This window comes from Streptosporangium sp. NPDC002721, from assembly GCF_042888905.1.
In the GTDB taxonomy this organism is placed as follows: Bacteria; Actinomycetota; Actinomycetes; order Streptosporangiales; family Streptosporangiaceae; genus Streptosporangium.
In genome coordinates this window covers 336,116-349,196 of the sequence record NZ_JBIAQI010000002.1, presented here as the reverse complement: position 1 = coordinate 349,196, position 13,081 = coordinate 336,116, and the positions used below count along the sequence as shown (strand labels likewise).

The 13,081-nt window shown below is 72.5% G+C and carries 11 protein-coding genes; 2 read left to right on the top strand and 9 right to left on the bottom strand.

Going from position 1 to position 13,081, the window contains the following annotated elements; translation table 11 throughout:
- Window positions 1–80: 80 nt before the first annotated feature.
- Window positions 81–572: an Lrp/AsnC family transcriptional regulator gene (locus ACFYWM_RS03690; protein WP_389908074.1), complete on the bottom strand. Its 492-nt coding sequence runs from the start codon at window positions 570–572 to the stop codon at window positions 81–83.
- 114 nt (window positions 573–686) lie between these two features.
- On the opposite strand from ACFYWM_RS03690, the gene ACFYWM_RS03685 reads away from it, so the two are divergent.
- Entirely contained in the window at window positions 687–1,157 is a 471-nt protein-coding gene (locus ACFYWM_RS03685) for a DUF2000 domain-containing protein (protein ID WP_389908072.1), read from the top strand.
- A 10-nt stretch (window positions 1,158–1,167) separates the two neighbouring features.
- Here the strand turns inward: ACFYWM_RS03685 and ACFYWM_RS03680 are convergent, their stop codons facing one another.
- The 6 genes from ACFYWM_RS03680 to ACFYWM_RS03655 form a co-directional block, all read right to left on the bottom strand.
- The gene (locus tag ACFYWM_RS03680) at window positions 1,168–2,079 is read right to left on the bottom strand and encodes an ABC transporter ATP-binding protein (RefSeq protein WP_389908070.1); all 912 of its coding nucleotides are present in this window, start codon (window positions 2,077–2,079) and stop codon (window positions 1,168–1,170) included.
- On the bottom strand, window positions 2,076–2,888 hold the full coding sequence (locus ACFYWM_RS03675) for an ATP-binding cassette domain-containing protein (protein ID WP_389908068.1): 813 nt from the start codon (window positions 2,886–2,888) through the stop codon (window positions 2,076–2,078). The genes ACFYWM_RS03680 and ACFYWM_RS03675 overlap by 4 nt, the downstream gene beginning before the upstream one ends.
- Window positions 2,885–3,745 (bottom strand): ABC transporter permease, encoded by an 861-nt coding sequence (locus ACFYWM_RS03670; RefSeq protein WP_389908066.1) that lies wholly within the window; start codon window positions 3,743–3,745, stop codon window positions 2,885–2,887. Before ACFYWM_RS03670 ends, ACFYWM_RS03675 begins: the two co-directional genes overlap by 4 nt.
- Entirely contained in the window at window positions 3,742–4,707 is a 966-nt protein-coding gene (locus ACFYWM_RS03665) for an ABC transporter permease (RefSeq protein ID WP_389908064.1), read from the bottom strand. Before ACFYWM_RS03665 ends, ACFYWM_RS03670 begins: the two co-directional genes overlap by 4 nt.
- Before the next feature lie 120 nt (window positions 4,708–4,827).
- Entirely contained in the window at window positions 4,828–6,390 is a 1,563-nt protein-coding gene (locus ACFYWM_RS03660; protein ID WP_389908062.1) for an ABC transporter substrate-binding protein, read from the bottom strand.
- Between the two features lie 299 nt (window positions 6,391–6,689).
- A complete protein-coding gene (locus ACFYWM_RS03655; protein ID WP_350966664.1) occupies window positions 6,690–7,142 on the bottom strand; it encodes an Lrp/AsnC family transcriptional regulator in 453 nt (150 codons plus the stop codon).
- Between the two features lie 110 nt (window positions 7,143–7,252).
- Between ACFYWM_RS03655 and ACFYWM_RS03650 the strand changes: the two genes are divergently transcribed.
- Window positions 7,253–10,777 (top strand): indolepyruvate ferredoxin oxidoreductase family protein, encoded by a 3,525-nt coding sequence (locus tag ACFYWM_RS03650; RefSeq protein WP_389908060.1) that lies wholly within the window; start codon window positions 7,253–7,255, stop codon window positions 10,775–10,777.
- On the opposite strand, the gene ACFYWM_RS03645 is transcribed toward ACFYWM_RS03650, so the two are convergent.
- Complete coding sequence (locus ACFYWM_RS03645) at window positions 10,774–11,781, bottom strand: carbohydrate kinase family protein (RefSeq protein WP_389908058.1); 1,008 nt, start codon at window positions 11,779–11,781, stop codon at window positions 10,774–10,776. The genes ACFYWM_RS03650 and ACFYWM_RS03645 overlap by 4 nt on opposite strands.
- A 178-nt stretch (window positions 11,782–11,959) precedes the next feature.
- A complete protein-coding gene (locus ACFYWM_RS03640) occupies window positions 11,960–13,024 on the bottom strand; it encodes a LacI family DNA-binding transcriptional regulator (protein WP_389908056.1) in 1,065 nt (354 codons plus the stop codon).
- Window positions 13,025–13,081: the final 57 nt, after the last annotated feature.

The following is a 13,081-nucleotide window of genomic DNA, read 5'->3' as shown; positions in this document are numbered from 1 at the left end:
ATCGGATCCAGATCGCCGCCCCCCTCGGCCGAACCCGGAGGCCTCACCCCCGGCGCCCGGCCCGCCGGTCCCGGACCCGCTCAGCGGTGGCGGGTCCGGGGCGGGCCGGGCCGCTCGGGGGGCAGTACCTCGACGGAGGTCTTGCGGATGTGGTCGTAGACCAGCGAGGTGCGCACGTCGGCGATGTTGCGGTGCCGGGAGACGTGGTCGAGGACGAAGTCGCGCAGGTGGCCGGTGTCGCGTACGGCCACCTGGATGATGAAGTCGTCGCCGCCGGACACCACGAAGACCGCGAGGGTCTCGGGGAGCGCGGCGACGTGGTCGCGGAAGCCCTCGACCGCCTCCCTGATCTTCGGGTGCAGCCGGACGTTGATGAGCGCCTGGACCGGGCGGCCGATGGCCGCGAGGTTGACCTCCGCGTGGAAGCCCTCGATCACCTGCCTGCTCCGCAGGGACCGCACCCGCTCCAGGCAGGTCGAGGGCGCGATGCCGAGCCGCTCGGCCAGCTCGCGGTTGGTCTGGCGGCCGTCGCGCTGGAGTTCGGCGAGGATGGCCGTATCAAGTTCGTCCACGGACACATTTTCCCACGAATCCCCGAACTTCCTTCGGAAAGAGCGAGATCAGATTGTGATACCTACGGTATGAGTGCGAGCGTCCTCTCACAAGTTCGGAGAGAGGAACACGGAATGACCATGACGGCCGACTGGATCGACACCCTCGACCGCCGGACCGACCTGCCCACCCGGCGGCTTCCGGTGAAATGGGTGATCGTGATCGACCACGACCTGCCCCGGGGCCTGCAGGCCAACGCCGCCGCCTGCCTGGCCGCGTCCGTGGGCGGGGCCGTCCCCGCGATCCTGGGCTCGGCGGGCACCGACGCCTCGGGCCGCGCCCACGCCGGGCTGCCCTGGACCGGGTGCACGGTGCTGGCCGCGCCCGCCGACGTCGTCCGCCGGGTCAGGAACGAGGCGGCGGGGGAGGCGGAGCTGGTCGTCGCCGACATGGCGGCCATCGCGCAGCGCACCAACGTCTACGACGAGTATCTGGCCGGCCTGGCCCGCGCCGACGGCGAGGATCTCTCGTACTACGCGGTGAGCCTGCTGGGCCCGCGCCAGGCCGTGGAGCGCCTCACGGGCAAGCTCCCGCTGCTGCGCTGACGCGGGCCGGTCAGGTGGTGGGGAGCCTCGGCACGCTGTCGATCAGGCGCCGGGTGTAGGGGTGGCGCGGGGAGCCGAGCACGGTGGCGGTGTCGCCCTGCTCCACGATCCGGCCGCGCTCCAGGACCGCCGTGTGGTCGCAGAGCATCGCGACCACGGCGAGGTCGTGGGAGACCATCACGACGGTCAGCCCGTGGCTCTCGCGCAGCTCGGCCAGCAGGTCGATGACCCGTACCCGCGTGGAGACGTCCAGGGCGCTGACGGGCTCGTCGGCGAGCAGGACCCGGGGCTCGCACACGATGGCCCGCGCGATGGCGACCCGCTGGCGCTGCCCGCCGGAGAACTCGTGCGGGTAGCGGCGCGCGGCGTCGGCGGGCAGCCCGACGGCCTCCAGCGCGGCGGCGACGCGCAGGTCCGCGGCCGAGGAGTTCCACCGCGCCGCCGGTACCAGCCCGAGCGAGCGGAGCGGCTCGGCGACGATCCTGCCCACGCGCTGCCGGGGGTCGAGCGAGGAGTACGGGTCCTGGAAGACGGTCTGCACGCTGCGGCGGAACGCGCGCATCCGCCCCCGGTCGCGCGGCGACAGCGGCGTGCCGTCGAAGAGGATCCGCCCGGCGGTGGGCACGGCCAGGCCGAGCAGCAGGCGCAGCAGCGTCGTCTTGCCCGCCCCCGACTCCCCGACCAGGGCTGTGCTACGCCCCGGCAGCACCTCGAAGGAGACGTCGGAGAGCACGGGGGCCGCCCGGCGGTAGGCGAACCCCACCTGGCGCGCCTCCAGGACGGGCCGGACCGCCTCGTCCCCGACGCTCCCGGCCGCTGCCGCTGCCGCGGACGGCTCGGTGGGCTCGGTGGGCTCGGTGGGCTCGGTGGGCTCGGTGGGCTCGGTGGGCTCGGACGGCTGGTCCGGGATGGGCCGGGTCAACGGTTCGTCCAATCCAGTGCGCTGTCGAGGTGCCGGGCGCCCGCCACCAGCGACCGGGTGTACGGGTGGCGCGGCGCGCCCACGATCTCCCTGACGGTTCCCGACTCGACGGCCTCGCCGTCCTTGAGGACGAGGACGCGGTCGGTGATCCCGGAGACGACCGCGAGGTCGTGGCCGATGAACAGCAGGGCCATGCCCCGGGCGGTGACCAGGCCGCCGAGCAGGGCGAGCACCTCCGCCTGCACCGTCACGTCGAGGGCCGTGGTGGGCTCGTCGGCGATGAGCAGCGCGGGCTCGCAGGCCAGGGCCATCGCGATGGCGACGCGCTGGCGCTGGCCGCCGGAGATCTCGTGCGGGTACGCCCGCGCGACCCGGCCGGGTTCGGCGATCCGTACCTCCCCGAGCGCGTCGGCCACGGCGGCGCGCAGGGCGGCGCCGCGCAGTCCCCGCCTGCGCCTGATGGGCTCGGCGAGCTGGCGGCCGACCCTCATGAGCGGGTCGAGGGCCGTGAGGGGCTCCTGGAAGACGACCGACACCGCCCGGCCGCGCAGCCCGTTCAGGCGCCGCTCGGGGGCGCCGACGATCTCGGACGGGCCCGTGCCCGGCGCGTCCAGCACGACGCTGCCGGACGCGGTCATGCCGGACGGCAGCAGGCCCATCACCGCGAGGGCGGTCAGCGACTTGCCGGAGCCGGACTCGCCGATCAGGCCGAGCCGCTCCCCCGGGCCGACCGTGAAGGACAGGCCCCTGACGAGGTCGTGGCCGTCGGCGGAGCGCACGCGCAGCCCCGTGACGTCGAGCAGGCTCATCGCGTCCTCCGCCGGGTCGGGTCGGCCACGTCCCTGAGGCCGTCGGCGATCAGGTTCACGCCGACGACGAGCACGACCAGCAGCACGCCGGGCGCGACGGCGCCGGCCGGGGCGGTGAGCACGGTCGCCTGGGCCTCCTGCAGCATGCGCCCCCAGGAGGCGTTCGGCGGGGGCGGGCCGAGCCCCAGGTAGGACAGCGACGCCTCGGCCAGCACGGCGAGCCCGAGCTGGAGCGCGAGGTTGACCAGCAGCGTCGGCCAGATGTTCGGCAGGACGTGCTCGGTCACCACGCGCGGCCAGGAGGTTCCCGAGGTGCGCGAGGCCGTGACGAAGTCCTGGGCCAGCACGCGCTTGACGAGCACCCGGGTGAGCCTCGCCACGATCGCGGACATGCCCAGCCCGATCGCGAGGATCGCCGAGCCGAGCGACGCCGAGCGCACCGCGACCACGAGCATCGCCAGGAGCAGGGTGGGGAAGGCGATGAGGATGTCGAGCAGCACCGAGAGCGTGTCGTCGAGCCAGCGGGTGGCGAACCCGGCCGCGAGACCGGCGAGCAGGCCGAGGAGGCCGCCGAGCAGGACCGACCCGACTCCGACCGTGAGCGCGATCCGAGCGCCGATCATCAGCTGCGTGAGCAGGTCCCGGCCCAGCTTGTCGGTGCCCAGCGGGTGGGCGGCCCCCGGGGGCATGAGCCGGCTCCCGGAGGTGTCGTCCGGGGCGTACGGGAGCCAGAGGAGGGAGACGACCGCGACGGCGACGACCAGGCCGGCGAGCACGCACCCGATCACGAGCGTCGCGGACCTGGTGGACCGCCGCGACCGGGCGGGACTGTCCGGTACGGAGGGCGCGGCCTTCATCGGGGGCCTCCGGAGACGGTGCCGCGCAGCCGGGGGTCGATGAGCCGCTGGGCGAGGTCGGCGGCGAAGCCGATCAGCAGGACCGCGAAGGTGCTGACGAACAGGATGCCCTGGATCACCGGGTAGTCGTGCTGGGCGATCCCCTTGACCAGCATGCCGCCGAGGCCGGGGAGGGCGAAGACGCTCTCGACGACGACGGCCCCGAGGAAGGTCGTGGCGAGCTCGATCCCGAGGACGGAGACCACGGGCACGGCCGCGTTGCGCAGGCCGTGCCGCCACATCGCCCCGGTGAAGGAGGAGCCGAGCGCCCTGAAGGTCCGCAGGTGGTCGCTGCCGAGCACGTCCAGGGTGGCGGAGCGGACGTAGCGGACGAGCGAGGCCGACATGACGAGGGCGATCGTGACGACGGGCAGCGCCAGCGAGGTGAGGGCCGCGACCGGGTCGGCCCAGTCGTCCCTGGGGAAGCCCCCGGCCGGGAACGCCCTCAGCCGGAGCGAGAACACCGTGATCAGCAGCATCCCCACCCAGAAGGCCGGGACCGCGATGCCCAGCTGGGACAGCCCGCTGAGCAGGGCCCCGTACCAGGTGTTCGCGCGGTGGGCGGCGACGAAGCCGACCGGTACGGCGACGGCGACGGCCAGCAGGAAGGACAGCAGCGTGAGCGGGACGGTGACGACCAGGCGGGAGGCGATCTCCGGGCCGACCGGGAGGGTGCTGATGAACGACTCGCCCAGGTCGAGGGTGGCGAGCCGGCCGATCCAGGTGGCGAACTGCTCGGGCAGCGGCCGGTCGGAGCCGATCTGGTGGCGGGCGGCCTCGATCTGCTCGGGGGTGGCCCCGACCGACAGCAGCGCGTTGGCGGGGTCGCCGGGCAGCAGGCGCAGCAGCAGGAACAGCACGACGCAGGCCAGCAGGAGCGAGACGACGAGGAAGGCCGCCCGCCGCAGCAGGTAAGTGATCATGAAGAACCGGGCAGCGGGTGAGTGGTCATGACAGGGGACTCCGTACCGGCGGGCACGCGCGCCGGCCCCCGGCCCGCCGCACGGGGCGGCGGGCCGGGCGGGTGAGGTGCGGGCCGGGCATCAGCCCTTCTTGATGCCGTAGGCGTGGAACTGCGAGTTGAGGCCGTTGACCGGGTAGCCCGACAGCGACGACGAGGCCACCACGATCTGCGGGTAGAGGTAGAGCCAGTCGCTGGCGGCGTCCTCGGCGATCTTCCGGTTGGCCTGCTTGAGCAGCTCGGCCTGCCGCTCGACGGTGTCGCTCTTCTCGGCCTCGTTCACCAGCTCGGTCACCTCGGGGTTGTCGTAGCCCCAGTAGAAGTCGGGGTTGCCGTACCAGACGACGTCGCGGTCGTTGACGTGCTCCTGCAGCGTCGCGGTGAAGTCGCGGTTCTTGAAGACCTTGGTGTACCACTCGTCGGCGGTGATGACGTTGATCGTCACGTTGACGCCGATCTTGGCCAGCTCGCCCTTGATGAACGTGGCCGCGGTGGGGTGCGGGTCGTAGTTCGGGGTGTCGAGCGTGAAGTCGAACCCGTTCGGGAGACCCGCCTCGGCGAGCTGCTTCCTGGCCAGTTCCACGTCGTAGGGGTCGACCGAGGTGAGGTCCTCGTACCAGGGGTCGCTGGGCGGGACCATCGAGCCGATCGCCGTCCCGTAGCCGCCCCAGATGGAGTCGAGCAGCTTGCGGTCGTCGATGGCGGAGCCGACGGCCTTGCGGACGAGCTTGTTGTCGAAGGGCTTGGCCCTGTCGTTGAAGGCGAGCAGGAGCTTGGTCGTCGACCGGCCGTCGTTGACCTTGTAGTTCGGGTTGTTCTTGAACTGCTCCAGCGCGTCCGGGCTCTGCTCGCTGGTCACGACGTCGACGGCGTCGGTCAGCAGCGCGTTGTTGAGCGCGGTCGCCGAGGTGAAGTAGTGGAACACCACACCCTTGTTCGTCGGGGCGGTGCCCCAGTAACCGTCGAACGGGGTCAGGCTCAGCGTGGAGCCGCGCTTCCACTCGCCCAGCCGGTACGGGCCGGTCCCGTCCTCGGACTTCGCCAGGTCCTTCGCCGTGTCGTTGACGATCCAGATGTAGCTGAGGTTGTAGACGAACGAGATCGACTTGTCCTTCAGCTTCACGACGACCGTCCTGTCGTCGGGGGTCTCGACGCTCTTGACGACGGCGAAGCTGCCCTTGCGGGCCGACTGCGACTCCTTCGCGGTGACCCGCTCGATGCTGTCCTTCACGTCGGCCGAGGTGAGGGGGTCGCCCGAGTGGAACGTGACGCCGTCGCGCAGGGTGAAGGTGTAGGTGAGACCGTCGGAGCTGACCTCGTGACTCTCGGCGAGCAGGTTCTCGACCTTGCCCTCGTCGGTGAGCCTGAACAGGCCCTCGTAGACGTTGCCGTTGAACGCCTCCGTCACGCCCTGCCCGCCGCCGCCTGTGTTGTCGAGGTTCTGCGGCTCGTAGAGCGAGCCGACCTCGATCGTCGCGGCCGGGTCGAAGGCGGCGGCCGACCCCGCGGGCGCGGCGCTCCCCCCGGAGCCGGAGCCCGAGCCGGAGTCCTGGCCGGAGCCGGAGACTGAGCCCGAGCCGCATCCGGCGAGGACCAGCGCGGCCGCGATCACGGCTCCGATGAACGGCGTCGTCTTCCTGTTCACTGTCTCTCCTGATGGGCGTCCTTGCCACCGGACCGCACGAGAGGCGTGGAGGCCGTTGCGGGCGTGGTTTCGGACAGCTCACTTCGTCGCGTCCGGCGAGGGCTCGCCGTGGGGGTTTCCTGCGGTACGGCGCCGACGGCGTGTCGTAACACGTCGTCAGCGCCTTCTCGGCTAATCCTACAGAAATAGTAGGCTTTTTCCAATTTCGGACAAAAATTGGCTTTACGGTCAGCCCTCTACCGGCGAAACGGCATCGCACCACTCCGGGAGACCCCGGCCCACGACCCGGTCCGCGGGGTTCACAGGGGCAGGACGCCGCCCGGCTTGAGGGCTTTCATCGCGATCTGCGAGGTGAGCTTGTCGAGACCGGGCAGGCGGCCGAGCCGCTCCAGGCAGAGCTGGCTGTAGGCGTCCATGTCGGGCACCGCCACCCGCAGCACGTAGTCGGGGCGGCCGAACATGCGCAGGCACTCCACCACGTCGTCGATCTCCATGACGGCGGCCTCGAAGGCGGTGACCGTCTCGGCGTCCTGGCCCTCCAGCTCGACGTAGGCGACGACCTGGAAGCCCCGGCCCACGGCCGCCGGGTCGATCACGGCGCGGTAGCCGGTGATCACTCCCGACTCCTCCAGGTTGCGGACCCGGCGCAGGCACGGGGAGGGCGTGAGCCGCACCCGCTCGGCCAGCTCCAGGTTGCTCAGCCGCCCCTCCACCTGTAGGAGCCCAAGAATTGCGCGATCCGTCACATCCATGACATCAGATGCTAACGAGACACACCAACCTTGGAAAGTTTGACATCGAGTGTCGTTCTACCTGGCATAACCTTGCGGCAACGCAGGAGCGCCGACGACGGGACGAAACCATGACGATCTTCGCAGAAGCCCGTGAGATCTCCCCCGACGACCGCTACCTGCTCGACGAGGGCCAGGTCTTCATGACCGGCACCCAGGCCCTGGTCCGGGTGATCATCGACCAGATGCGCGCCGACAGGCTCACGGGGCTCCGTACCGGCACGATGGTCTCCGGCTACCCCGGCTCCCCGCTCGGCGGCTTCGACCAGGAGCTGGCCCGCTCCCGCCGGCACACCGAACCGCTCGGCGTGGTGCACCGCCCCGGGCAGAACGAGGAACTCGGCGCCACCTCCGTCTGGGGCAGCCAGCTCGTGCCCTCGCTCCCCCGCCCGCGCACCTCCGGCGTGCTGGGCGTCTGGTACGGCAAGGCGCCCGGCGTCGACCGCGCGGCCGACGCGTTCCGGCACGGCAACTTCGTCGGCGCCCACCCCGAGGGCGGCCTGATCGCGCTCTGCGGCGACGACCCGACCTGCAAGTCCTCCACCCTCCCCTCGGCGACCGAGGGCACACTCGCCACGCTGGGCATGCCGATCGTCCATCCCGGCAGCGTCCAGGAGCTGCTCGACCTGGGACGCCACGCGATCGCGGCGTCCCGGGCCAGCGGGCTGTGGGTCGCGGTGAAGGCCGTCTCCAACGTCGTGGACGGCACCGGCACCGTGGACGTCGGGCATGACCGGGTCGTCCCGGTCATGCCCGTCGTCGACTACCAGGGCAGGCCGTACCGGCACGTGCCCGACGCCACGTTGCTCACCCCGTGGTCGCTGGAGATGGAGCGCACGCTCGTCGGCCCGCGCCTGGACCTGGCCCGCGCCTACGCCCGCGAGAACGGCCTCAACCGCGTCACCGCCGACCCCCGCGACGCCTGGCTGGGCGTCGTCGCCTCGGGAACCGCCTACTACGACGTCCGCGAGGGCTTCCGCAAGCTCGGCGTCACCCCGGAGGAGGCAGGTGTCCGCCTCCTGAAGATCGGCATGCTCTGGCCGCTGGACCCGGAGATCGTCCGGACCTTCGCCCGGGGGCTGACGGAGATCCTCGTCGTGGAGGAGAAGGCCCCGCTGCTGGAGACCTCGGTCAAGGACATCCTGTACGGAACGGCCGGCGCCCCCCGCGTGCTGGGCAAGCTCGACGAGAACGGCGCGCCGCTCATCCCCCGGCACGGGGCCGTCGACGCCGACCTGGCCGCCAAGGCCGTCGCCTTCCGGCTGCGCCGCCGGAACCCGGACGGCGTGAACGGCCTGGACGGCGGCCTGAACGGCGTGAACGGCGTCGGCGAGCGGGTGGCGAGGGGGCTCTCCGTCATCTCGCGCCCGGCGCCGCTGACGCTGCTCACCACCAAGCGGACCCCCTTCTTCTGCTCGGGGTGCCCGCACAACCGCTCCACCGCCGTCCCCGACGACGCGCCCGTCGGCGCCGGGATCGGCTGCCACACGATGGTGGTGCTCAACCGCGAGGGCAAGGGCACGCTCACCGGCCTCACCCAGATGGGCGGCGAGGGGGCGCAGTGGATCGGCCAGGCGCCGTTCACCGACACCCCGCACATCTTCCAGAACCTCGGCGACGGCACCTTCCACCACAGCGGCTCGCTCGCGGTCAGGGCCGCGGTCGGGGCGGGCGTCAACATCACCTACAAGCTGCTCTACAACAGCGCGGTCGCGATGACCGGCGGTCAGACGATCACCCCGGCGCTGTCGGTGCCCGACCTGACCCGCTGGCTGGAGACCGAGGGGGTGCGCAGGGTCGTCGTCACCACCGACGAGCCCGAGCGCTACCGGGGTGTCAGGCTGGCGGGCATCGCCGAGGTCCGCGACCGGACGGCGTTGGAGGACACCCAGCGCGAGCTGGCCGCGATCCCCGGCGTGACCGTGCTCATCCACGACCAGCAGTGCGCGGCCGAGAAGCGGCGGCTGCGCAAGAAGGGCGACCTGCCCGACCCGGCCAAGAGGGTGGCGATCAACCAGCGGGTCTGCGAGGGCTGCGGAGACTGCGGGCAGAAGTCCGAGTGCCTGTCCGTGCTGCCGGTGGAGACCGAGTTCGGCCGCAAGACCGAGATCCACCAGTCGTCCTGCAACAAGGACTACTCGTGCGTGGAGGGCGACTGCCCGTCCTTCCTCACCGTCCTGCCCGCCAAGGGGAAGGCCGCGTCCAAGAAGCGCACTCCGCCGCCCCCGCCGGAGATGCCCCTCCCCGAGGCGCGCACCGGGGAGACCTCGATCAGGCTGGTCGGCATCGGCGGCACCGGCGTGGTGTCGGTCGCGCAGATCCTCGGCACCGCCGCGATGCTCGACGGCAGGCGGTCGCGAGGGCTCGACCAGACCGGCCTCGCCCAGAAGGGCGGCACGGTCGTCTCCGACATCCTCATCTTCGACGGTGACGGCGACCGCTCGGCGCGGGGCGGCGCGGGCAGCGTGGACGCCTACCTGGCACTCGACCTGATCGGCGCCACCGACCCCGCCCACCTGGCCGCCGCCGACCGCGACCGTACCGTGGCGGTGGTCTCCACCAGCCTGGTGCCGACCGGTTCGATGGTGCTCGACCCGGCCACCCACCTGACCGACACGGCCTCGCCGATCGGCGCGCTGGAGTCGCGGACCCGGCGCGAGCTGAACGTCTACCTCGACGCCGAGGAGATGGCCCAGGCGCTGTTCGGCGACCACATGCCGGCCAACACGATCATCGTCGGGGCCGCCTGGCAGCGCGGGCTCATCCCGCTCGGCCTGGAGTCGATCGAGCGGGCCATCCGCGCGGGCGGCGGCCGGGCCGCCGAGCGGACCGTCGCCGCCTTCCACTGGGGCCGCGCGGTGGTCGCCGCCCCCGAGGCCGTGGCCGCGGCGACCCGCCCCGCCGCCCCGGCCGCGCCGCTCCCCGCCCCGGAGGCGGTACGCCTGGTCGACGCGGTCGCCGAGCCCGGCACCGAGCTGCACCGCATCCTCGCGGTCCGGGTGCCCGACCTCGTCGCGTACCAGAACGCGCGCTACGCCGCCCGGTACGCCGACGCGGTCCGCGCGGTCCTCGACAGAGAGCGGGAGGTCTCCCCCGGGAGCACCGCCGTCACCGAGGCCTACGCCCGGCAGCTGCACCGGCTGATGGCGTACAAGGACGAGTACGAGGTGGCGCGCCTGCACCTCGACCCGGCCGAGCGGGCGCGGATCGCCGCCGAGTTCGGTCCCGGCGCGAGGGTCTCCTACAACCTGCACCCGCCGTTCCTGCGCGCCCTGGGCATGAGGCGCAAGCTCCGCCTCGGCCCCTGGTTCGACCCGGCCTTCCGCCTGCTATACGGCATGCGCGTGCTGCGCGGCACCCGCCTGGACCCGTTCGGCCTGGGCGGGGTGCGCGGGACCGAGCGGGAACTCGTCGCCGAGTACACCCGCGACGTGCGCCGCGCGCTGGAGCACCTGCGCCCGGAGAACGGGGAGCGGGTCCGCGAGCTGGCCGAGCTGCCCGAGGTGATCCGCGGCTACGAGCACGTGAAGCTGCGCAACGTGGCCGCCTACCGCGCCTCCGCCAGGGCCGTCCTCGACGAGCTGACCGGCGCCTAGTCTCCGCGCGTCCGGTGCCGGTGACGGTCGGGTCGGCGGGCGAGGAGGTCCGGCTCGGTGATGGGGTTCTCGTGGGTGCCCGCCGACGTGCAGGCGTGGGCCCCGGCGACGGCGCCGAGGGGGATGGAGTCGTCGAGGGAGTGCCCGGAGAGCAGCCCGTACAGGACCCCCGAGACGAACGCGTCGCCCGCGCCGTTGCTGTCGACCACCGGTCCCGGGAGGGGGGCGGCGGGGAAGCCGCGGAAGCCGTCCGTGTCCAGGACGCGGCAGCCCTCGGCGCCCTCCGTGCAGACCACGGCCCTCGCCCTGCCGCGCGCCAGGATGTCGCGCATGACCTCGTCGCGGCGCGGGCCGAGCGCGGTCGCCGACAGGAAGACCAGGTCGGAGGAGTAGGCGAAGTCCCGGTGGTGGTCGTTCTCGCCGTCCCAGTCGTGCAGGTCGGTGGAGACGGACCCGCCGCCCAGGACGATCCCGCCACCCGGTCCGGGTCCGGTGACCTGCCCGGGTCCGGTGCTCGCGCCGGAGCCGGTACGCGACCCGGGACCGGTACGCAGGTCGGGGTATACGTGCCGGGAGAAGTCGGTGATCGACACGTGGACGTGCCGGGCCGCGCGGACCGCGTCCAGGTAGAGCTCCCTGGGCAGCCGCTCCCCCGGCGCGGCGCGCGGGTCGAACAGCGAGGTGCGCCGCCCGTCCGGGCCGACGAGCAGGACGCTGCGCCGGGTCCCCTGCGGCGCGAGCGCCCAGCCGGTGTCCACCCCCCGCTCCGCGAAGTGGGCCCGGACGAACCGGCCCTGCGGGTCGTCGCCGATCAGGTCGACCAGCCTCACCCTCAGCCCGAGCGCGTGGCAGCCGAGGGCGACCCCGCTGCCGGTGTTGCCGATCCGGTCGATCACCGGCGGGACCGCGTAGGTGTCGGCGTACGGCAGGGGGAGCGCGGGCACGTAGGCGGTGGTGTCGACCCCGGTACCGCCGATGACGACGACGTCGTGACCAGTGTTCACCGGGCCATGCTCCCACCTGGCCGCACACCCGTCCCCGGCGGCCGCCCGGGTCGTCGTCAGAACCGGGTCGTCGTCAGAACCGGGTCGTCGTCAGAACCGGGTCGCGCCCGTCACCGTCAGGCGGGACACCCGCCGACCACCCGCCGAACACCCGGCACCACCTGGCCGGGTGCCCGCCCTAGCGGCTGACCAGGGGGCCGGAGCCGGTCGAGCGGCGGACGACGAGTTCGGGCTGGAACATCAGCTCGACGTGTCTGGCGCGGACCCCGTTGATCTCCTCCAGGAGGGTCGCCACCGCCGCCGAGGCCATCGCGCCGATGGGCTTGCGCACGGTGGTGAGCGGCGGGTCGGTGAACGCGATCAGCGGCGAGTCGTCGAACCCCACCACCGACACCTCCCCCGGCACCGACATCCCCCGGTCGCGGCAGGCCCGGATCGCGCCCAGCGCCATCAGGTCGGACGCGCACACGATCCCCGTACATCCCCGCGACAGCAGCTGCGCCGCGGCGGCCTGGCCGCCCTCCACCGAGAACAGCGAGTGCGAGATGAGCTCGTCGATCTCGGTGACGCCGAGCAGCTGGGACATGGCCTGCCGGTAGCCCTCGATCTTCCTGATCACCGGTACGAACCGGCGCGGCCCCAGGGCCAGGCCGATGCGCTCGTGTCCCAGGTCGACCAGGTGCTGCACGGCGAGCCGGGCCGCGGCCCGGTCGTCCGGGGAGATGAAGGGGGCCTCGACGCGCTCGCTGTAGCCGTCGAGCAGGACGATCGGCAGCCCGCGCTCGATGAGGCGCGTGTAACGGTCCATCTTCGCCGTGGTGTCGGCGTGCAGGCCGGAGACGAAGACGATGCCGCTGACCCCGCGGTCCATCAGGAGTTCGGTGAACTCGTCCTCGGGGGCGCCCCCGGGCAACTGGGTGCACAGCACCGGGGTGTAGCCGTGCTGGGTGAGCGCCTTCTCGATGGCCTGGGCGAAGGCCGGGAAGATCGGGTTGTCCAGCTCCGGGGTGACCAGGCCGACCAGGCCGTTGCTGCGCTGGCGCAGCCGCTGCGGGCGTTCGTACCCCATCAGGTCGAGAGCCGTCAGCACCGCCTGCCGGGTCGACTGCGAGACGCTGGGCTTGCCGTTGAGCACCCGGCTCACGGTGGCCTCGCTCACCCCGGCCTGCGCGGCGATGTCGGCCAGCCGGATCGTCGTCCCGTCGGAGCGGAAACGTGAGGTCTGCGCGAGCTCACCGTCCATCAGAACCCCCCGAAGGGACCGGCGGCTTCAGCCCTCAAGGGAATCGGGAGCGGGAGG